Origin of the sequence: Zunongwangia endophytica, assembly GCF_030409505.1 — a bacterium.
Lineage (GTDB): Bacteria > Bacteroidota > Bacteroidia > Flavobacteriales > Flavobacteriaceae > Zunongwangia > Zunongwangia endophytica.
On the sequence record NZ_JAUFPZ010000002.1, the window covers coordinates 1,999,700 to 2,021,079 of the forward strand.

24 protein-coding genes and 1 tRNA gene are annotated in these 21,380 nt (G+C 34.8%); 15 read left to right on the top strand and 10 right to left on the bottom strand.

The window, feature by feature from the left end; translation table 11 throughout:
* Positions 1-585: a DUF4136 domain-containing protein gene (locus QWY91_RS08705; RefSeq protein ID WP_290233855.1), complete on the bottom strand. Its 585-nt coding sequence runs from the start codon at positions 583-585 to the stop codon at positions 1-3.
* Positions 586-781: 196 nt separating this feature from the next.
* Between QWY91_RS08705 and QWY91_RS08710 the strand changes: the two genes are divergently transcribed.
* The 3 genes from QWY91_RS08710 to QWY91_RS08720 all read left to right on the top strand — a co-directional run bounded on the left by QWY91_RS08710 (position 782) and on the right by QWY91_RS08720 (position 2,056).
* A complete protein-coding gene (locus QWY91_RS08710; RefSeq protein ID WP_290233859.1) occupies positions 782-1,516 on the top strand; it encodes a hypothetical protein in 735 nt (244 codons plus the stop codon).
* Positions 1,517-1,602: 86 nt separating this feature from the next.
* Positions 1,603-1,851, top strand: a complete 249-nt coding sequence (locus tag QWY91_RS08715; protein ID WP_290233861.1) for a putative signal transducing protein — start codon at positions 1,603-1,605, stop codon at positions 1,849-1,851.
* A complete protein-coding gene (locus QWY91_RS08720) occupies positions 1,844-2,056 on the top strand; it encodes a hypothetical protein (protein ID WP_290233863.1) in 213 nt (70 codons plus the stop codon). The genes QWY91_RS08715 and QWY91_RS08720 overlap by 8 nt, the downstream gene beginning before the upstream one ends.
* 36 nt (positions 2,057-2,092) lie before the next feature.
* On the opposite strand, the gene QWY91_RS08725 is transcribed toward QWY91_RS08720, so the two are convergent.
* The 3 genes from QWY91_RS08725 to QWY91_RS08735 form a co-directional block, all read right to left on the bottom strand.
* Complete coding sequence (locus QWY91_RS08725; RefSeq protein WP_290233865.1) at positions 2,093-3,100, bottom strand: 3-oxoacyl-ACP synthase III family protein; 1,008 nt, start codon at positions 3,098-3,100, stop codon at positions 2,093-2,095.
* Positions 3,101-3,312: 212 nt separating this feature from the next.
* Entirely contained in the window at positions 3,313-4,620 is a 1,308-nt protein-coding gene (locus QWY91_RS08730) for an ABC1 kinase family protein (protein WP_290233867.1), read from the bottom strand.
* Between the two features lie 52 nt (positions 4,621-4,672).
* Positions 4,673-5,347, bottom strand: a complete 675-nt coding sequence (locus tag QWY91_RS08735) for a TetR family transcriptional regulator C-terminal domain-containing protein (RefSeq protein WP_290233870.1) — start codon at positions 5,345-5,347, stop codon at positions 4,673-4,675.
* 223 nt (positions 5,348-5,570) lie between these two features.
* On the opposite strand from QWY91_RS08735, the gene htpG reads away from it, so the two are divergent.
* Together htpG and QWY91_RS08745 are read left to right on the top strand one after the other, a co-directional pair.
* Positions 5,571-7,454, top strand: coding sequence for a molecular chaperone HtpG (gene htpG / locus QWY91_RS08740; RefSeq protein ID WP_290233872.1), 1,884 nt, complete (start codon positions 5,571-5,573; stop codon positions 7,452-7,454).
* Positions 7,455-7,556: 102 nt separating this feature from the next.
* A complete protein-coding gene (locus QWY91_RS08745; protein WP_290233874.1) occupies positions 7,557-8,381 on the top strand; it encodes a hypothetical protein in 825 nt (274 codons plus the stop codon).
* A 73-nt stretch (positions 8,382-8,454) separates the two neighbouring features.
* Here the strand turns inward: QWY91_RS08745 and QWY91_RS08750 are convergent, their stop codons facing one another.
* Positions 8,455-10,665 carry a tetratricopeptide repeat-containing hybrid sensor histidine kinase/response regulator gene (locus QWY91_RS08750; RefSeq protein ID WP_290233877.1) on the bottom strand — a complete coding sequence of 737 codons (2,211 nt, stop codon included), beginning with the start codon at positions 10,663-10,665 and terminating at the stop codon, positions 8,455-8,457.
* A gap of 135 nt (positions 10,666-10,800) precedes the next feature.
* On the opposite strand from QWY91_RS08750, the gene QWY91_RS08755 reads away from it, so the two are divergent.
* Entirely contained in the window at positions 10,801-11,160 is a 360-nt protein-coding gene (locus QWY91_RS08755; RefSeq protein WP_290233879.1) for a DoxX family protein, read from the top strand.
* A gap of 4 nt (positions 11,161-11,164) precedes the next feature.
* Positions 11,165-11,740 carry an alpha-ketoglutarate-dependent dioxygenase AlkB family protein gene (locus tag QWY91_RS08760; RefSeq protein WP_290233881.1) on the top strand — a complete coding sequence of 192 codons (576 nt, stop codon included), beginning with the start codon at positions 11,165-11,167 and terminating at the stop codon, positions 11,738-11,740.
* Here the strand turns inward: QWY91_RS08760 and QWY91_RS08765 are convergent.
* Positions 11,737-12,519 carry a S1/P1 nuclease gene (locus QWY91_RS08765; protein ID WP_290233883.1) on the bottom strand — a complete coding sequence of 261 codons (783 nt, stop codon included), beginning with the start codon at positions 12,517-12,519 and terminating at the stop codon, positions 11,737-11,739. The genes QWY91_RS08760 and QWY91_RS08765 overlap by 4 nt on opposite strands.
* 127 nt (positions 12,520-12,646) lie before the next feature.
* On the opposite strand from QWY91_RS08765, the gene QWY91_RS08770 reads away from it, so the two are divergent.
* The 8 genes from QWY91_RS08770 to mqo all read left to right on the top strand — a co-directional run bounded on the left by QWY91_RS08770 (position 12,647) and on the right by mqo (position 19,716).
* Entirely contained in the window at positions 12,647-13,507 is an 861-nt protein-coding gene (locus QWY91_RS08770) for an SPFH domain-containing protein (RefSeq protein WP_290233885.1), read from the top strand.
* Between the two features lie 2 nt (positions 13,508-13,509).
* Positions 13,510-13,992 carry a hypothetical protein gene (locus QWY91_RS08775; RefSeq protein WP_290233888.1) on the top strand — a complete coding sequence of 161 codons (483 nt, stop codon included), beginning with the start codon at positions 13,510-13,512 and terminating at the stop codon, positions 13,990-13,992.
* Positions 13,989-14,891, top strand: a complete 903-nt coding sequence (locus QWY91_RS08780) for an alpha/beta hydrolase (protein ID WP_290233890.1) — start codon at positions 13,989-13,991, stop codon at positions 14,889-14,891. The genes QWY91_RS08775 and QWY91_RS08780 overlap by 4 nt, the downstream gene beginning before the upstream one ends.
* Positions 14,892-14,894: 3 nt before the next feature.
* Positions 14,895-15,074, top strand: coding sequence for a type II toxin-antitoxin system antitoxin (locus QWY91_RS08785; RefSeq protein WP_290233893.1), 180 nt, complete (start codon positions 14,895-14,897; stop codon positions 15,072-15,074).
* Positions 15,064-15,879, top strand: coding sequence for an HAD family hydrolase (locus tag QWY91_RS08790; protein ID WP_290233895.1), 816 nt, complete (start codon positions 15,064-15,066; stop codon positions 15,877-15,879). The genes QWY91_RS08785 and QWY91_RS08790 overlap by 11 nt, the downstream gene beginning before the upstream one ends.
* Before the next feature lie 67 nt (positions 15,880-15,946).
* On the top strand, positions 15,947-17,212 hold the full coding sequence (locus QWY91_RS08795; RefSeq protein ID WP_290237077.1) for a DUF819 family protein: 1,266 nt from the start codon (positions 15,947-15,949) through the stop codon (positions 17,210-17,212).
* A 115-nt stretch (positions 17,213-17,327) separates the two neighbouring features.
* Positions 17,328-18,077, top strand: a complete 750-nt coding sequence (locus QWY91_RS08800; RefSeq protein ID WP_290233897.1) for a DUF4369 domain-containing protein — start codon at positions 17,328-17,330, stop codon at positions 18,075-18,077.
* Between the two features lie 130 nt (positions 18,078-18,207).
* Positions 18,208-19,716 (top strand): malate dehydrogenase (quinone), encoded by a 1,509-nt coding sequence (mqo, locus tag QWY91_RS08805; protein ID WP_290233899.1) that lies wholly within the window; start codon positions 18,208-18,210, stop codon positions 19,714-19,716.
* A gap of 176 nt (positions 19,717-19,892) precedes the next feature.
* Here mqo and QWY91_RS08810 read toward each other — a convergent pair.
* The 4 genes from QWY91_RS08810 to idi all read right to left on the bottom strand — a co-directional run bounded on the left by QWY91_RS08810 (position 19,893) and on the right by idi (position 21,281).
* Positions 19,893-19,966 (bottom strand) — tRNA-Thr (locus QWY91_RS08810).
* A 10-nt stretch (positions 19,967-19,976) separates the two neighbouring features.
* The gene (locus QWY91_RS08815) at positions 19,977-20,240 is read right to left on the bottom strand and encodes a hypothetical protein (RefSeq protein WP_290233901.1); all 264 of its coding nucleotides are present in this window, start codon (positions 20,238-20,240) and stop codon (positions 19,977-19,979) included.
* A gap of 115 nt (positions 20,241-20,355) precedes the next feature.
* The gene (locus QWY91_RS08820; RefSeq protein WP_290233905.1) at positions 20,356-20,766 is read right to left on the bottom strand and encodes a 6-pyruvoyl trahydropterin synthase family protein; all 411 of its coding nucleotides are present in this window, start codon (positions 20,764-20,766) and stop codon (positions 20,356-20,358) included.
* Positions 20,766-21,281, bottom strand: coding sequence for an isopentenyl-diphosphate Delta-isomerase (gene idi / locus QWY91_RS08825; protein ID WP_290237078.1), 516 nt, complete (start codon positions 21,279-21,281; stop codon positions 20,766-20,768). Before idi ends, QWY91_RS08820 begins: the two co-directional genes overlap by 1 nt.
* Positions 21,282-21,380: the final 99 nt, after the last annotated feature.

A 21,380-nucleotide genomic window follows, 5' to 3' on the forward strand; every position in this document is an offset into this window, starting at 1 on the left:
TTATGGAAATTGTTTAAAAATTTCATCTACATAATTTCTAACAGCACGAGCGGTACGACGATCAGTAATTTCTACGTTATCGGTTGTCCCTCTCCAAATAATTTGATTGTTTTTTCGGTTTATAAAATCGATCACAATAGTTTTTGATTTGTATGGGATCTGTTCGATGTTATCTCCAGTAATTCGCTGAATTGTATAGTAATCTTTATACATAAAAGGCTTGTAATAATCACCAATATAAAAATCTGGACGATAGTAAGAATAACTGGTGTATACAGGGTCGGCGTTTACCTCAACTTTTTCATCAAACATCGTGTGCACATAAATTAGCACGTTTGGCTGATCTTTTTCATAACGATAACCTTCATCTTTCATGTTCTCGTTTACCGTATTTACAATCTCGTAATTAATCTCCTCGTTGTTGTATCCCGGAGTGGTAATTTTATTCTGATTAGGCAAAAAAGCATAAGTATTATAACTTTTTAAATCCTTTGGGTTCTCACCCACATCGGTAGATTTACTTCCGCCACAACTTGCGAAAAGAAGAATAGTTATAAGAAATCCTGACCACTTAAGTAGTTTCATAGTTTAAAAATTTTTGCGCATAATACCAGCTTTCACTGGTATGACAAAAACATTTAGTAAAGTTTAGACATAAATTTAACAGGCATTTAGAAACGTAAAGAGAAAACTGACCTGAAACATAAATTCTGAATTAACATTTACAGGATTGGTATTTACACTGATAATGTATAATTTAGTAGTTCATGCAAAGTGATTGATGATGATGAACTTCCCCCGAACCAACATTGAAAAGCAACTTCTAAAATCCAGAAATAAACGAAAAAAAGAAGATCAGTTTCTACAGGAAATTTATTCGATATTTAAGGAAAACGATCAACAAGATGCCTCTATCCTCCAAAAATTAGAAGATGGCGGTGATGAAAATGATCTGAATAATTTCAATTTTGATCTTCTTGAAGCAGATCGTATTTTTCATATAAGCGACATAGAAAAGATATGCGTTAATTATCGTTTACGGTTTTTGAGCTCAAAATATTTTAAAGCGAAAATTCCTTACGATGCCATTATGGCAATACGTAAACTGGAAAACGATCACAACACAAGTCTTAGAGGTTTTAGAATTATTGCACCTGCCCATTTATTTAAATTAGATAATGCTGACGATCCTCTTTTAATGGCTCCCATGGGAAATGATTATTATTATCTGGTTCACAAATGGGGCAATGATCTTCACCCCTTCAGAAAATTATTAATGTGGCCTTTTAAGCAGCTAGAAAACTTCATTTTTTCAATGTTTTTATTAAGCTTAGTAATCACATTTTTGATTCCGGATAAATTATTTTTTCACGCTGGTGAACAAGATGTAACCGAATTTTTAATGATTTTATTTTTTGTGTTTAAATGGGTTGGTGGTCTTGCTATATTTTACGGATTTAAAAAAGGTAAAAATTTTAGCGAAACAATCTGGGAAAGCAAATACTACAACGCCTAACAAAAATTAGAGAACGTTAAACTCTAATTAAATTAGTCTGCAAAGACTGGCAATCTTCGTATTTTAGAATTCTTAAACTGAAAATTATGAGTACTGAAGAAACATACGATCGCGTGTATACAGGAAGTGATGTAAATGTTCAATATTTACAAGAATTGTTTAGAAAATCCGGAATTTCTAATCGCGTTAGAAATGATATGGAATCTGGATTGAGAGCAGGTTTTGGTGGTGGAATACCGGGACAGGTTCAGCTTTTTGTGATAAAAAGTCATTATAACGAAGCCGCTGCTATAGTGAAAGCGACATTTCCAAATGATGTTGCAGAACATGAGTAAACAGAAAAAACTTCCCTCTAAAAACAGAATTTATGCGTATTTAATCGTGGGAATATTTTCTTTAGGATATGGTACTTATCGCGTAATTACGCTTTATGAAATATATAAAAAACGTGAACTTGAGTTCGTAATAGCTATTGGCTTTGTTGTCGTAGGCGTTCTCGCGATTTACAGGTTTTTTAAAACTTTAAAAGAATTAAACTGAAAAGCGGCAAAAGCCGCTTTTTTTATTGTCAAATTTCTACCATTTCATTACTGCACTTGCCCATGTAAAACCACTACCAAAAGCGGCTAAAACGACGGTATCTCCTTCCTTAATTTTTCCTTCTTCCCAAGCTTCTGTTAAGGCAATAGGAATAGATGCAGCAGTTGTATTTCCGTATTTCTGGATGTTGTTGTACACCTGTTCATCTTTCAATTTAAATTTCTGCTGAATAAACTGAGAAATCCGAAGATTCGCCTGATGCGGTATCAACATATCGATATCTTTTATCTCTAAGCCATTTGCTTTTAAACCCTCCATGATTACTTCAGAAAAGCGAACAACCGCATTTTTGAAAACAAACAGTCCGTTCATGTAAGGGTAATATGGAATATCTTCTTGAGGATTTTCAGCAATAATTTCAGGAACCCAATGATTTGTGCTTGGTCCCTTCAAACTTAATTCGAGCGCATGTTTACCTTCCGAATGTAAATGTGTAGACAAAACACCTTGTCCCACATGATCGTTTCTAGTTAGTACCGCTGCTCCCGCTCCATCTCCAAAGATTACCGAAACCGATCGACCACGCGTGGTAAAATCCAATCCTCCACTATGATTTTCACTTCCGATTAAAAGTACATTTTTATACATCCCGGTTTTTATGAACTGATCGGCAACCGAAAGACCATAAATAAAACCACTACATTGATTACGCACATCTAATGCGGGACAAGTATGAATATCTAACATCTCCTGTATCTGCACTCCGCACCCAGGAAAATAATAGTCAGGACTTAAAGTTGCAAAAACAATAAGATCGATATCATCTTTACTGATATTCGCTCTTTCTAAAGCTATTTTTGCGGCCTTAGCACCCATCCCCGCGGTAGTATTGCCATCACCTTTTTTAATATGTCTTCTTTCCTTAATGCCGGTACGTTCCTGTATCCAAGCATCATTCGTATCCATTATTTTAGACAGATCCTCATTTGTGACCACATTCTCTGGCACATATTTTCCTAATCCGGCAATTTTAGACTGATACATTTAAATTATTTTTAAATTATTAAAAATCACACTTCTAAATTTAGCAAATATCTAAATTATTAAGCTTATAATCTCATAAAGATTAAAAAACTAAAGATTTTGCTGTCCTAATTATATAATCTTTTATGAAAAAGCATTTTTTAAAAAAAGAGAAGCGCAATTTTAAAATAAAATTGCGCTTCTCAACCTAACCAATAAATCAAAACTCTAATCTATAAATATGCTCTAAAATTGTTAATCTCTACTTTTGCTTCAAGATCATGGAGTAAATTATATAAACCAAAAAATGTTCTATTTATGTATAGGAAGTGTTTACTTCCTCGATTTCCATTCATCTTTCTTAATTCCTCGTCCTTACTATACTTTTCGCTTAACCGGGTAATAGAATCCCAAAATTCGGGATCGGAAAAGTCAAAGGTTTCTGAGTGAAACGGACTAGTAAACAAATTCAACATTTGATGAAATAACTCTGAAAAATATTTAATTTCATTCTCCGTATCATCTTCCCTTAAGATTTCTAGCTCATAAAGTTTCTCGTTAAAAAACTCAGGATTATTAATGTTTTCCTTTTGCGCTAATTCGAAGTAAGGAACATAAAAATCATCGGGCACTTTCTTGATACATCCAAAGTCGATAGCTATCAAATTTCCTTCTTTATCCACTAAAAAATTTCCGGGATGTGGATCGGCATGTACTTCTTTAAGTCCGTGCATCTGAAACATATAAAAATCCCATAATGCCTGCCCTACCTTATTTGCTTGATCCTGATCTTTATTTTCTTTAGCAAATTCGCTTAGGTGCTTGCCGTCCATCCAGTCCATCGAAATAATTCGTTCGCTAGATAGATCTTCGTAATATTTTGGGAATTTCAGATTAGGAATATGCGCACAAGCTTCAGAAATCTCTTTACTCTGTTTTACTTCTAGGATATAATCTGTTTCTTCCAACAGTTTACCTTCAACTTCTTTAAAGTATTTTTCAGAATCCTGTCCCTGAAGATTAAACATTCTTGTGGCAATTGGTTTTACCATTGCTAAATCTGAGCTAATACTATCTGCCACTCCGGGATACTGAATTTTTACGGCCAGCTTTCTTCCATCCTTAGTAGCCTTATGAACCTGCCCGATACTTGCAGCATTTACCGATTCCATCGTGAATTGATCGTACAAATCCTCTGGGTAATTTCCGTTGTATTTCTTGAAAGTTTTACGAACTAAAGGTGCTGACAATGGCGGAACACTAAATTGTGAAAGGCTAAACTTTTCTACGTAAGCGCTTGGCAACAAACTTTTTTCCATAGAAAGCATTTGTGCTACTTTTAATGCGCTACCCTTTAGGCTTTTTAAGCCGTCATAAATATCACTGGCATTGTCTTTATCAAGATCATCTCTGGTTAAATCTTTATTGAACGCCTTTTTACTATAATATTTAATGTAATTACCGCCGATTTTGGCCCCGGTTTGAACCAACTTACTGGTTCTTCCGATTTTTCCCGTGGGAATTTTATCTATCGATTTCATCTAATCTTTCTTTATGACCTTTCGGCCTTTTTCATAGCAATTTTTGAATGATTTATTTTACCATTCGTTCCTTGTATAGAAATTTCCCAAAGTCAACCACTCTTTCTAGAGGTGAATTATCGAAAACATCAAATACTGTATTTACAGATTTTTCTATAGCCACATCTGTACTTTCAAACTGAGCGGAATTGTCGTCCATCCAGAATTTAAGTAAGAATAACAATTGTATCCATGCAGATTCAGAAAATACTTCTTCTGGCTGTTGTAAAAACTTTAAAGATTTTTCTTTATTATCATCCTGAATTAAACCTTTAGCAAAAGACTTTACATTTTTTCGTAAACCTTTTAACTGCTCGAGATTTTTCATTCGGGTCGATTCCTTCTTCAATGTGAATAGCACGTAACTTCTATTCGCTGTTAACACTTCAAAAAAGGTGTAATAGAAAGTGAGCATTTTTTCACGATTCGAAAAACCAGGATATTCTGGGCTCTTTTCGATTACTCCGATGGTGTTAAGATAGAATGCTTCCCAGATTCCTTTCTCCAAACCTTCAAAACTTCCGTAGAAATTATAAAACTCTTCCTCGGCTATTCCATTCTCTTTACAAAATTTATAGACAGTCTTTGGCGCATGCTCATTCTCCAACACATAGTCCATGTAAAGACTAATTAGTTTATGTGAATCTAATTTCTTTTTTGTTGTAGTTGCTTTCTTTGTCGTTGCCATAATTTCCTTTTTCTCTTATCAAATATATAAATTGTTTAACTTAAAATGATATTAGTTAAACAAAATGTTTGTTAAAAATTTCTTCTCTTATTTTTGAACTTCAATATTTTAGCTATTGTAGCCATAATATTAATGCAAGACTTATGCCATGTTGACAGCAAAACTGTAATGGTATTTTTTTTGGTTAGTAGAGATTGTATTTGACACTAAAAACTAAAAATATATGGCAACTGGAAAGATTAATGTATCTGTAGATAACATTTTCCCGCTGATTAAGAAGTTTCTTTACAGCGACCACGAAATTTTCCTTAGAGAATTAATTTCTAACGCTACCGATGCAACATTAAAATTAAAACACCTTACAAATATTGGTGAAACAGATGTTGATTATGGTAATCCTGTAATTGACATTAAAGTAGATAAAGAGAACAAAAAAATCCATATTACCGATCAGGGTATTGGGATGACCAAAGAAGAAGTTGAAAAATACATCAACGAAGTAGCTTTCTCTGGTGCTGAAGAATTTCTGGACAAATATAAAGATTCTGCTAAAGATAGTGGTATAATTGGGCATTTTGGACTTGGTTTCTACTCGGCATTTATGGTTGCCCATAAAGTAGAAATTATAACAAAATCTTATAAAGATGAACCTGCAGCGCACTGGACTTGTGAGGGAACTACACAGTTTACCTTAGAAGATTCTGACAAGCAAGAACGCGGTACAGAAATTATTCTTCATGTAAACGAAGAGGATGAAGAATTTTTAGAAGATAATAGAATTGAAGAGCTATTGGTGAAGTATAACAAGTTTATGCCTATCCCAATTCGATTTGGAACCAAAGAAGAAACACTTCCGCTTCCTGATGATGCTCCAGAAGATGCTAAGCCAGAAACGAAGACAGTTGATAATATTATCAACAACCCAAATCCAGCTTGGACAAAACAGCCTACAGATTTAGAAGAAAAGGAATATAACGATTTTTATCGTGAGTTGTATCCAATGCAATTCGAGGATCCTTTATTCCATATTCACTTAAATGTAGACTATCCGTTTAATCTTACTGGGATTCTTTATTTCCCTAAGATGACTCAGGATATGAGCGTTCAAAAAGATAAAATTCAGCTTTACCAAAACCAGGTTTTCGTAACTGATAATGTTGAAGGTATTGTTCCTGAATTTTTGACCATGTTACGCGGAGTTATCGATTCACCAGATATTCCTTTAAACGTATCTCGTTCTTATCTTCAGGCAGATGGTGCAGTGAAGAAAATTTCAAGCTATATCACAAGAAAAGTTGCTGATAAATTGAAATCACTGTTCAACAATAATCGTGAAGATTTCCAAGAAAAATGGAATGATATTAAAGTGGTTATCGAATACGGTATGCTTACCGAAGATAAATTTTTCGAAAAAGCGCAGAAATTTGCTCTTTACCCGACAATCGATAACGAGTACTATACTTTTGAAGAATTAAAAGAAACGATAAAAGATAACCAAACCGATAAGGAAGGTAATCTTGTTGTTCTTTATGCTTCTAATCAAAATGAGCAACACAGCTACATCCAGGCTGCGAAAGACAAAGGTTATAAAGTATTGTTATTAGATTCTCCTATTATTTCTCACCTGTTACAGAAATTAGAATCTTCAGAAGAAAAAGTTACGTTTACCAGAGTAGATTCTGATCATGTAGATAACCTCATCAAAACCGATGAAGAGAAAATCTCTAAATTATCTGATGATGAGAAAGAGAAATTAAAAGGTGATTTTGAAAAAGTTGTGCCAAAAGAAAAGTATACTATTCAAATGGAAGCGATGGATAGTGATGCAGCGCCACTTATAATCACGCAGCCAGAGTTTATGCGTAGAATGAAAGAAATGCAACAAACCGGTGGCGGTGGTATGTTTGGAATGGGTAACATGCCAGAGATGTACAATCTTGTGGTAAATACAAACCATCCATTAACATCTGAAATTCTAGGTGCAGAAGAAGAAACTCAACAACGTCTAATTAAACAGTCTTTAGACCTTGCGAGACTTTCACAAAACCTTCTAAAAGGTGAAGAATTGACTAACTTTATCAAGCGTAGCTTTGATATGGTGAAATAATCTTTTCACATTAACTATATTCAAAAAAGCGTTGCTCTTATTAGAGTAGCGCTTTTTTTATTGAAAGCTTTAAGCAAAAAAACTACTAAACTAAAAACTACGATGATGAAAAAACTACTTCTATTTTACACTATCTTTCTACTATTTGCCTGTAAAAATAAGCCTGAATCAAATACTTCGGAAGATAAAATAATGACCGAGCCCAACGGCAGTATAGGTGATGGCGCCATTTCTCCGGCAATGCAATTCCCAGTTTCGATTGAAAAAGCACATCAAAAATCGTCTTTTTTAAAGCATGAAGCGGTAGAATTCGATATCTCCCTAACCTTTGGTGGAAAAGAGCGATTAAAGGCAAAAATTACTACCCTAACCAATTCCGGAAAAATTAAAGTGGAAAAGCAAGATGGAATTTCGTTAGTATATGATGGAGAAAAAGCTTGGATCCTTCTGGCAGATCAAAATTATAAAGATGCAAGATTCGATATGTTTACCTGGCAATATTTTTTCTCACTACCATTTAAACTTACTGACAGAGGCACAAAATGGGAAATGCCAGAAAAGAGATTGATGGAAAGCTCGTTGGTAAATTCAGCCAAACTTAGTTTTGGAGAAAATATAGGTGATGCGCCGGATGACTGGTATATAATTTATCCGGCAGAAGATGGAAAATTAGATGCTGCCGCTTATATCGTGACGCTCAATAAAGAAATAAATACTGCGGAAGCAAATCCTCATGCTATTAACTATAATGACTACAAACTCATTGATAAGATTCCATTTGCAACAAAATGGACATTCCATAATTGGTCTAAAGAAAACGGATTAGAAGATCAAATTGGTGAAGCAGAAATATTCAATATTCATTTTATCGATCCTAAACAGAACTTTTTTAAAGCTCCAAAGCAAGCTAAGGAGATTCAGAAGTAGTATGCGTTTTGGAGAACTTAGTAGTTCTTTAGATAAATGCATTTTCTAAATTTCAGAAAATGCTACGAAGCAGCTATAAAACTATCGGCATAATATTTCTATAAACTACCTGATAGAATTGCTGTGTATCATAGGGTTTAATGATGATATCATTCATCCCTGCATTGTGAATTTCCTCTCTAATTTCTTCTACTTCTACAGCAGTTAAAGCAATCACAGGAATTTCAATATTAAATTCCCGTATTTTTCGGGTAGCTTCCATCCCGCTTATTCCGGGCATATTTACATCCATTAAAACCAGATCAAAGTTGCCATCCTTAACTTTTTCTACAGCTTCATTCCCATCTTGGGCAATTTCACAATCAAATTTTTTCTGCTCTAAAATTCTCTTGGTTACGATCTGATTTATGCGATTATCATCAACGATTAAAATACGACTTTGTAAGTCTTTAGGCATATCTTCTGGTATAGAACTGTTTGTATTTTCCGTTTCAGCTTTAGACAAATCTAATTTTTCTTTATCTATCTGAAAACAGATTTCAAAACTAAAATTTGAACCTTTATTCTCAATGCTATTTAAATGAATATCAGATTCGAATAATTTAAGCATCTTTTTCACAATTGGTAAACCTAAACCTGTTCCCTGGTAATTATAGTTAGTAGGTTTTATTTGAGAAAATTCTTCGAAAATCTCTTTTTGCTTGCTTTGCGGTATTCCGATACCGTCGTCCTCTACTTCAAATTGAAGTTTGCATTCCTCTGAAGTTTCTTCCACACGTTTTACCCGTACCCAAATGTTTCCTCTCTCGGTGAATTTTAAAGCATTTCCCATAAGATTCACCATTATTTGTGACAATCTTACCGAGTCTCCTATTAAATATTGAGGTACAACTTCATCAATTTCAAGATGCATTTTATTTCTATTCTGAATTCGGGTAAATTCAAGTGTATTCGTAATACTATGCAGCAAATCTCCTAAATGAAATGGGTTGTTTTCTATTTTCACCTCTTTAGATTCCATTTTATTAATTTGCAGTACATCGTTTATTAAAGCGAGAAGATAATCTGCTGAGAACTTTAGAGACTTCAAATCATCTTGATGACTCTTTAGATGTTTATCTTCAAGCAATAAAGAGGTTAAGCCAATAACGCCGTACAGTGGTGTTCTAAGCTCATGGCTTACGGTAGAAAAAAATTGTGTTTTCAGATTAGAAAGCCGCTCGGTCGCTTCTTTCGATTTTTGGAGCTCCAGATTTTTTTCTTGCAGCTCGCTAATTAATACTCTTCGTGAACTGTTGATTTTGTAAAGAAATATCAAGATTATAGATAAGACAATAGCGGCAACTATCAGTAGAATGAGCTTTTCGTTAGATTTGTCGATTATTTTCTGTTGATATTCCTTTTCTTTTCTAGCAATTTCCAGATTTTTTTGATATTCATTAACGTCGAATCTCGCATTAGCGGCCTGTATTTGAGTAGTCTTTATATGCTCAAAAGTTTTCGAATCATAAAAATTTTGCTGCTTTAAAGCGTTATAGGCTTCTTGATAGTTTCCTGCTTTGAAAAGCATTTCAGCGTACCACTTATAAGCTTCGGCACCTTCGTATTCTAAGCTATCGCGATTTACAATATTTACTGCATTTTCAAAATAGACCTCGGCAGAATCAATTTCATTTGATGCTAAGAAATACCTACCATAAAGCGTATTAAGTTCAGCATTTATATAAGACATCTCCTGATTTTTCAGAATTTTTGTGGCATTATCTAAATACGTTTTCGCTTTAGAAGCTTGATCGTTATCAAGATAGGTCCAGGCAATATTAATGTTTGGAGCTATAAGTTCTTCTTTATTATCTAATTTGGTAGCAAGATCTATTACTCGGTTATAATAATCGATACCCTTTTGATAATTATCGCTAGCCTCAGAATAAATATTTCCTAAATTATTATAAGACCACATCAGCAAAGTATCATTATCTGCTGCAGCTGCAAACTTTAAAGATTTTATGTAATGAGATTTAGCTCTGGTGGTGTCTCTTAGCTCTTCGTAGGCAGTTCCTAAATTATTATGAGCATGATATAAATAATAATTCTGACCCGCTTCCTTTTCAGCCAAGCCTATCAAATTCATTGAGCATTGGATACCCTTATGATAATTATAATTATCAAAATACTGTATAGAAGTCTCTAATAGATTTTCAAGGCTATCCTTACTCACCTGGGCATCCAAAGATAAAGATGCCAGATTTGCTAAAAATCCTAAGATGAGTATTTTTTTTGTCAAGCTAAATGAAAGTTAAAAACATAAAACAGCGAAAATTACTCGATTTAAGCCAATTACCCAAAAAAATAAGCCAAACATGATAAAAACTTGGTTAAACAGCCGTAAATTTATTTTATATTAAAAAAGACAACGTTTATGCAATATCCATGGCATTTGTATTTAATGGGATTCATGTATACTATAGCTGGCATCAATCACTTTATAAAACCAAAAATGTATGTGAGGATCATGCCGCTATATATACCGGCGCACCTTAACATGGTTTATTTAAGTGGAATTGCTGAAATTATTCTGGGAATTGCGGTTTGCTTTTCTATGACTAAAAACTACGCGATATACGGAATTATTGCCATGTTGCTTATTTTTTTTACTGTTCACTTTCACATGCTTTCTTCTCCTGAAGCGGGCGCAGGATTACCAAAATGGCTTTTAATTCTTAGAATTCTGTTGCAGCTTTTATTAATTTGGTGGGCGTGGTTTTACCTGAAATTTTAATGTAATGCAACAATTTGATCTTCCCCAGGCCAAATTAATATATGATTCCGATTTTTTAAATTCTGAATTTGCAAACTCGGTTTTCGAAGAGTTATATAATGAAACCAACTGGATTCAGGAACCCATTAAAATCTTCGGAAAAGAAATGATGCAACCAAGGTTGACGAATCTTTTTGGCAAGAAGTCTTATTCCTATTCGAATATCGTAATGAAACCTAATCCTTTACCTGAAGTACTTCTGCAATTAGAAGAAAAGATTGAAGAAGCGGCAGATTCAAAATTCAATGTTTGTCTAGCTAATTTATATCGCGATGGGCGGGACAGTATGGGATGGCACAGTGATGATGAAAAAGAACTGGGAAAAAACCCGATTATCGCCTCGGTAAGTTTAGGAGGAGAAAGGATGTTTCATCTTCAGCATAAAACAAAAAAAGAGCTAAAACAAAAATTTGTTCTAGCTCATGGTAGTTTACTTATAATGGCAGGGGAAACTCAGCATTACTGGAAACATCAGCTTCCTAAAACTAAAAAACAAGTTTCGCCACGAATTAACCTCACTTTTAGGCAAATCTTGGATTAGCCATAAATTTCATTTAAAATCTTTGCAAGACGTATACCGCCCTTTTGTAATTGTTGTCTAACTGTTGGAAACCACTGGTACATATATTTGTAACCAAGATCATTATCTTCTTCAACAGATTTGTATAATTCTTCAGCAAGATCTCTACTCTCGTACACCCAATCTAATAAGTTTCCGCTCTCGATAGCCTTAATTTGCATTTTGCTTAATTCATCACGATTTTCAGCAAGTTCAGTATAACTCATCTGATAAGAATCGATCATTTTACTGTCCCAAACACTATGAATATTGGTCTTTTTTCCAAACCATTCTACATCTACTCTATTGCCTCCTAAATCTGCAGCATGCCCAACGTGAAATGGTTGATGCAAATCTCCCACAAAATGAACAAGCATTTTTAAATGGAACTGCTTATCTTCTCTACTTGCGTTTTTATCTTCCAGAACTTCGATACACTTTCTAATTCCGCCAACAAGATCGCCATCTTCACTAGCATGTTCAGCATCGTATTCAGTTGCCTCTGGATCTATATTTACGTAATGCCAAGGGCTATATTTTCTATAAGAAGGATCACTTTTAATGTCATCCCCATGATTTGCTACAAACGCAAGACTATTCCCGTTAAGTAATTTATCAATTGCTTTCTTAGCTCTTCTGTTTAAATGGACTTGCGCAATTTCACCAGTGGTTCTATGGCCTGTTTTGCCCCACTCTATATCGTTGGCTAAACTAAGATTGCTAATTAATACGACGCAAAGTACAATCAATACTCTTTTCATTCTGTTTCAATTTTGCTGCAAATATAACTAAGCTTAAGTAATTTAAATGTTAAACATCTAAAGCGATCAATTTTATTTCAATATATTAGTGATATCATTTTAATATCAATTAAAAATTTAACCACAAATGACACAAGAAAAATCTTCATCTCCATCGAATGGCTATTTCATGCTTTTCATCTTTGCAATCCTATTTCTCGGAAGTATTTTAGGCTTTATTGCTATCAAAAATCCATGGTTTATTTTAGGAATTTTCTTAGCCATCTTGCTTGCACCGGGGTTTATTCTAGTGAATCCTAATGAATCGCGGGTGCTTTTATTATTTGGAGATTATCGCGGTACTGTAAAAAAGAATGGTCTTTTTTGGGTGAATCCTTTTTACACCAAAAAGAAGATTTCTTTGCGTGCCAGAAACTTTGACAGTGAACGACTGAAAGTAAACGATAAACTGGGAAACCCGGTAATGATAAGCACTATCTTGGTTTGGCGTGTAAATGATACTTACAAAGCCTCTTTTGATGTTGATAATTTTGAAAATTTTGTAGTGGTCCAAACCGATGCAGCGGTTAGAAAGCTGGCTAGCATGTATCCTTACGATAATTTTGCAGATGAAGGTTTAGATGAAGATATTACCTTAAGAAGTAGTGTTAACGAAGTGAGCGATGCACTAGAAAAAGAACTAGATGAGCGCTTAGAAATCGCCGGAATCGAAGTGTTAGAATCCCGTATTGGTTATTTGGCTTATGCTAACGAAATTGCCAGTGCAATGCTTAAAAGACAACAAGCCACAGCTATTGTAGCCGCTCGACATAAAATCGTTGAAGGCGCCGTTAGTATGGTAGAAATGGCTTTGGATGAATTAAGTAAAAAAGAAATTGTGAATCTAGATGAAGAACGCCGTGCTGCCATGGTAAGCAATCTAATGGTGATACTTTGTGGCGATAAAGATGCCTCTCCCGTTGTAAATGCCGGTACACTTAACCATTAAATATGAGAGTATTTAAAGAAGAGCAACGGTTTACGCAATGGTGGTTAATCGTTATCTGTACAATAGTCATCCTAGGGATTATAATAAACTTTTTCTCCTACGAAAAACCGCTAGAGCAATTCTCTACCTTCAATATAGTAAGTAAAGCAATAGGACCTATAATAGGCGTTGGAATATTTTTAGTAAAAATGCACACAAAAATCGACAAATATGGAGTCGAAGTTTGGTTTAGTCCATTTCGATTTACTAAAAAAGAGTTTAGATGGAAAGAGCTTGAAAAAGTGCATACTAGAAAATACAAACCCGTTAGCGAATATGGTGGCTGGGGAATTCGTGGCTTAAGCAAACCAAAAGCCTATAATGTAAAAGGAAACAAGGGAATTCAGCTGAAAACAAGAAAGGGACGCTATTTTCTAATCGGGACACAGCAACCAAATAAAGTCGACCAGGTAATTCGTAGATACTTTAATAATTCTGAAGAATGAAAAAAATACTATTCATATTATCGATTTTGAGCATCAATTTTTGTTTCGCTCAATTTGAAGATAAAGATATAGAAGTGAATAAATATGTTCACGGTACAATCTGCGAGCCTTCAGAAAAAACCGAAGTTGCCGCACTGATTATCGCAGGATCTGGACCTACCGATCGCGATGGTAATATTCCAGTTATAAATAATCATAGTCTAGAAATGTTAGCACATGGCTTGGCTGAAAATAATATTGCTAGCTTTCGATACGACAAAAGAATTTTTAGACTTGGTGAACTCAACCTAACGGAAGCTGATCTTTCTTTCGAAGATTTTATTGAAGATGCGGTTACCGGAATCCACTACTTAAAAGATACATTGGGCTATAAAAAAATAGTCGTAATTGGCCATAGCCAGGGATCTCTAGTTGGTATGATTGCCGCAAAAGATCGTGCTTCTGGCTTTATTTCTCTTGCCGGGCCTTCAGAAAAAATGAGCACTAAAATCATAGAGCAGGTGACCAATCAATCACCCGCTTATGGGGACACAACAAGAGTTCACTTTCAGGAATTACAAGATACCGATACGATCAAAAAAGTAAATCCATTTTTGATGAGTATTTTTAGACCATCGGTACAACAATTCATAAAATCCTGGGATCACTACGAACCTAAAAAAGAAATCCAAGAATTGTCCATTCCTATCTTAATTATCAACGGTGATAAAGATAAGCAGGTGAGTATTGAAGATGCAAAAGCCTTAAAAATTGTGGTAAATGATGCTGAATTGTTACTTTTGAAAAATATGAATCATGTTTTAAAATCTGAAGCCGAAACACGAACAAATGAAGAGGGAGAATTGATAGTGCATCCGGAGTTAATCCCAGCACTAACAAAATTCATTCAGGAATTATAGAATATGGCTAAGAAAAAAGCATTTGCATTACGGGTAGATGAAGACATGCTAAAAGCTGTTGAGAAATGGGCTTCCGATGAATTTCGGAGTACCAATGGGCAGATTGAATGGATGCTTAGCAAATGTTTAAAAGAAGCAAAAAGACACCCTAAAGATAAAAAAAAGAAAACTAATGAATTATAAAATTGTCTTTTCAGACATCGACGGTACGCTCTTAAATGGAGAAAGAGAACTTTCCGATTTCACTATAAAAACTATTAAAGAAGTAAAAGAAAAACTACCTGTTGTATTAATTTCAGCTAGAATGCCAGATGCAATGCATCATCTGCAGGAAGAACTCGATATAAGAGAACTTCCCATAATTGCCTATAACGGCGGACTAGTTTTGGTTGACGATAAACCAATCAGCTCGGTAGAAATCCCAATGGATTCTCTAAAAGCGATACATCAATTTAATACTGAAAACAATCTTGATGTACACCTTAGTTTATACCACCACGATGAATGGTATGTGCCGCAAACCGATTTTTGGTCTAATCGCGAAGAAAATAATACTAAGGTAAGCCCCCAAATAAAATCAAATGCTGAAGTTATTGAAAAATGGACTTCAGAAAATAAAGGCCCGCATAAGATCATGGCCATGGGTGACGAAGAAAAAATAGATAAGATTAGCGATTTCTTAAGCGAAAATTATAAAGATAAACTTCACTTCTATCGCTCAAATAAAAACTATTTGGAAGTTGCCAATAAAGAGATTTCAAAATTTTCAGCAATTCAATATCTACTAGATCATCATTATAAAATATCTACTAAGGATACTATCGCTTTTGGTGATAATTACAATGATGTAGAAATGGTTGGCGGTGTAGGCATGGGTGTTGCCGTTTCGAATGCTCGCCAAGAGGTAAAAGACGTTGCTACTAAAATGACAGGACACGGAAAAGAAGATGGCGTAGCCAAAAGTCTTCAGGCAATGTTTTCATTATAATTTCTATTAAAAACTAAAATTATGCAGGTAGAATATAATTTGTATTTTGCCTGCAAATCTTATTTTTATGGAAGACATGCCGGTTTTTACAAATGATGCTGTGGTATTAGGATTACTAATGCTGTCGCTTGGTTTTGTTTTTTATACCTCATCGATCAAAACTGGATTTTGGGCAAAATTTTATAAGATTGTTCCGGGAGTATTAATGTGTTATTTAATTCCGGCTATACTGAATTCGGCTGGATTAATTGATGCTTCGGTTTCTAATTTATACTTTATGGCTAGTAGGTATCTTCTACCTGCGTCATTAGTATTAATGACTTTAAGTATCGATCTAAAAGCAATATTTAATTTAGGTCCCAAAGCTTTAATTATGTTCTTTGCTGCCACTATAGGAATTATTATTGGTGGCCCAATTGCTATTTTACTCATTTCTGCAATATCACCAGAAACTGTTGGTGGCGCAGGGTTCGATGCTACATGGCGTGGTCTATCTACTCTTGCCGGTAGTTGGATTGGCGGCGGTGCAAACCAGGCTGCGATGTTAGAGATTTATCAGTACAACCAGGAAAAGTATGGTGGTATGGTACTTGTAGATATTGTTGTTGCGAACCTTTGGATGGCTATCGTTCTTTTAGGCGTTGGTAAAAGCGACCGAATCGACCAATGGCTGCAAGCAGATAACTCTGCCATAACCGATTTAAAAAATAAGGTTTCGGCATATTCAGATAGTGTAAAGCGAATTCCCAGTTTATCCGATTTTATGATTATCCTAGCACTTGCCTTTGGAGCAGTTGGGATTGCTCATTTTGGTGCCGATGAAATTTCAAGTTTCTTAGTGCGTACTTTTGATGTTTTTCAGGATAAAAAAAGCACATTAGCCTCTTTTTCTTCGGAATTTTTCTGGATGATCACCATTGCCACCGCTCTTGGAATTCTACTGTCTTTTACTAAATTTAAACAATACGAAGGAGCCGGAGCTAGTAAAATTGGAAGCATTTTTATTTATGTTTTAGTGGCCACTATAGGTATGAAAATGGATCTTGGTTCGGTTTTCGAAAATCCTGGATTAATAGCCATAGGTTTAGTTTGGATGACTATACATGTAGTCATTTTACTGGTAACCGCTAAATTGATAAAAGCACCTTACTTCTTCCTTGCGGTAGGAAGCCAGGCAAACGTTGGTGGTGCAGCTTCAGCTCCAGTAGTAGCCGCAGCTTTTCATCCATCATTAGCAACTGTTGGTGTTCTATTGGCCGTATTTGGATATGTGGTTGGAACTTACGGAGCCATATTATGTACCATGCTTATGCAGATCGCTTCAGGAAGTTAGATAATTAATTGATTTGTCCTTCAGTAAAAAATTAAAAAATAAATTTTACATCTTCAATAGTTAGATAAAATAGAAAATTATAAGATATTTGCGCTGCTTAAACCAATACGATACAATGAAAAAAATTAGCTTACTTTTACTTCTTGTTCTTACCATTATCGCCTGTTCCCAAAAAGAAACGAACCTTAAAGTTTCTGGAAACATTAAAGGACTTAAAAAAGGTACGCTTTTTCTTCAAATGATCGATGACACTTCTTTGGTGAGTGTAGACTCTGTAGAAATTAACGGCGATTCTAATTTCTTACTACAAGCAGATATCGATAGTCCACAGATGATGTATCTATATTTAAACAAAGTGGACAATTCTGAATTTGACGATCGCTTAGATTTCTTTGCAGATGAAGGCGAAACAAAGATTATAACTTCGCTTGAAAAATTTGAAACCGATGCGAAAATTACCGGTTCTGTAAATCAGGAGAAACTTATAGAATATCGTAAAATGATGAGCAGGTTTAATGATAGCAACCTGGAAATTATAAAAGAAAACTTCGAAGCTCAAAAAGCCGAAGATGATGATAAACTTATAGAATTAGACAAACGCTACGAAAGCCTTTTAAAGCGCAAATATCTTTACACGGTAAACTTTGCTCTTAACAATAAAGATCTAGAAGTTGCTCCTTACCTAGCCTTATCTGAGGTTTTTGATGCCAACATCAAATATCTAGACACTATTTATAGCTCTTTAGAAAAAGATGTTAGAAAATCGAAATACGGTAAACAGCTTAAAAAATTCCTGAAAGAGCGCCGCGAGGAAGAAAAATTAGAAGACGAAATTGAAGCTGATAATACTGAAGCTAATTCTTAAGATTCAAAGCAACAGCTGAATTAAAATTTAACTACAAGCCTGAAAAATCGGTAGCATTCTCATTAAATCTTTAAGAGAACCTTAGTAGTTGTTCCCTAGCCTTTTCTTTAAATTTGAGAAAAAGGCTTTTATGATTGCTAAACCAAATCCAAAAGAAAAATACGATCTTATTTGCGTAGGTGGCGGAATTATGAGTGCGACGCTAGCACTTATGACTAAAATTATCGATCCCGATGCTAAGATTATTATTTTTGAACGTCTTAAAAAAGTAGCTCAGGAAAGTACAGAAGCCTGGAATAATTCAGGTACGGGACATTCTGCATTCTGTGAACTTAATTATACTCCGGAAAAAGAAGACGGCTCGATTGACATTTCTAAAGCCAAGCAAATTTTTCAGCAATATGAGCAATCAAAGCAATTTTGGTCTTACTTACTAGAAAAAGGGTTGCTAAAAAAGCCTAAAAGCTTTATTCACTCCTCGCCACATCATAGCTGGGTGACGGGACAAGACAATGTTGATTTTCTCAAAAAAAGACATGCTGAAATGACCAAAAGCTTCATGTTTGAAGAAATGAAATTTTCTGAAAAACCTGAAGATTTAGAAAAATGGTTTCCGCTAATTATGGAAGGTCGTAATATTGACGAACCTGTGGCGGGAACGCGAATGGAACTGGGAACCGGTGTTAATTTTGGTAATTTAACCGAGCAATTTTTTAGAATCTTAGAAGAAGAATATAAAGTTCCTATTCTTTTAGATCATGATGTTTTAGATATCGATCCTTACACAAAAGACGAATGGCTTATAGAAGCTAAGTATAATAAAACGGGGTATAAAACCTATTACGACAGCAAACACGTATTTATAGGCGCTGGCGGTGGAGCTTTGCCTTTGCTGCAAAAAGTAGAGATCGAAGAAAAAGAAGGCTATGGTGGTTTTCCTGTAAGCGGCCAATGGTTGTTTTGTAAAAATCAGGACGTAATTGAGAAGCACGATGCTAAAGTGTATAGTAAGGCTGGCCCAGATGCGCCACCAATGTCTACACCACATTTAGATACCCGTTATATTGATGGCAAAAAACAGTTATTATTTGGTCCTTTTGCAGGTTTTAGCACTAAGTTTTTAAAAGAAGGCTCCTATTTAGACTTACCTAAATCGATCAATTTCACCAACATTCCATCGATGTGGGGCGTTTTTTGGCACAATATACCACTTACTAAATATTTACTTGGGCAAATCCAGATGGATCATGAAGATCGAATGGACGAGCTACGGAATTTTGTAAAAAATGCTAAATCGGATGAATGGGAATTGAAAGTAGCCGGACAAAGAGTTCAAATCATTAAAAAGGATGAAGAACAAGGCGGAACACTTGAATTTGGTACCGATGTGGTACATTCTAAAGATGGAAGGATTACAGCCCTTTTAGGAGCTTCCCCGGGAGCTTCAACTACAGTTCACATAATGATAGATATTTTGAAGATCGCTTTTCCTGAAAAATTAGAACAAGAACCTGTAAAAGCGAAGTTGGACGAAATGATCCCTTTCTGGAACAGAGAAATTTCAGAAGACAATAAAGAGGAATTTAGAGAAATTCAGCGAAAAACGTCTAAGCTGCTAGAATTGGATGCCTTGCATTAATTGGTTGTGAATAGTGAGTAGTGAAAATTAAATTTTAAATAATAGAATATGGACTTGAATCTTGAATCTTGAATCTTGAATCTTGAATCTTGAATCTTGAATCTTGAATCTTAATTTACAAAGTATATAAAAACAAAAAACCTCCTTAGAAATTCTAAGGAGGTTTTTTTATTCTGAGCCGATGGAGGGACTCGAACCCACGACCTGCTGATTACAAATCAGCTGCTCTAGCCAGCTGAGCTACATCGGCGTCACTCTAATTAAAGAGCATTTATTTTTCCAACAAGCTTTTCAGCTTTTACTTTCAAATCTTTTTGAACTGCTTTAAAATGTTGTTTTTTATTTTCAACATCTTTCTTGTTGATCTCAGCGATAATTTCGTCAAAATCTGCGATAGCTTCGTCCACTATGGCTTCAGTTTTTGCAGAATCTTCAGGAGTTGTTTCCTGATGGATGTATGCAGCTTCAATAATATCACCGAATACATTATTCGCGTCCCGCTTAAGTAATCTTTTACTTGCCATATCTTATAATTTCGGCTGCGAATTTAATTCATTTTCCGAATATAAAAACACTTTTCTGGATTTTTTTTTCAAAAAAATTATGGCCTTAACTTCGTTCAGATTATAATCTAAAAATTTATTCGCCTTTATAAGTCACAAAATTGCGTGGCGTTTCGTACAAAGTTACCTGAAGGTCTAAATTTTCTCGTAGCTTATCTCTTAATTTATTCCAGATCACTACAGCGATATTTTCAGCAGTTGGATTTAAACTTTTAAATTCTTCAACCTCAACATTTAGATTTTTATGATCAAAAGGAGTTTCTACTTCCGTATAAATAAGATCTTTTAATCGTTTTAAATCCATTACAAAACCAGTTTCCGGATCTATTTCACCGGTTACCGAAACGGTAAGTTCGTAGTTATGCCCGTGATAGTTTGGATTACTACACTTCCCAAATACATCAAAGTTCTTCTGGTCGCTCCACTCTTTTTTATACAATCGGTGTGCCGCGTTAAAATGAGCTTTTCTGTTTACAGTTAATCTCATTACGAAATATGATTATAATATTTATCGAATATGATCTTAAACCATTCGGTATAAACCCCGGGATTTACCTTCATATCTTCCTTTACCTCTTCCAGGCTTACCCATTTCCAAGCGTGTACTTCATCAGGATTAGGTTTTGGATTTTCATCAAAATGTCCTACCAGAATATGATCAAACTCATGTTCGGTTAAGCCGTTTTCAAAAGGTGCTTTATAAATAAAAGATATGGTATCTTTAAGATCGGTACTAAAACCCATTTCTTCCATCAACCTACGTTTGCCTGCCTCTACATTAGATTCGCCTTCACGTTGGTGGCTACAACAGGTGTTTGTCCAAAGTCCCGGTGTATGGTATTTGGTTAATGCACGCTGTTGCAACATAAGCTTCCCTTCTTTATTGAATACAAAAACCGAAAATGCCCGATGTAAGAGCGCTTTTTCGTGCGCTTCAATTTTTTCCATCAAGCCGATTTGCTCGTCTTTCTCGTTAACTAAAATTACTTGATCTGTTCCCATCATAAAATTTAGATCTCCAAATGTACAAAATAGTGCTCATCTTAAAAATGCCTATTTCTACAGCTAAAAATCAATATTAATCATTAAGCTTCAAATACT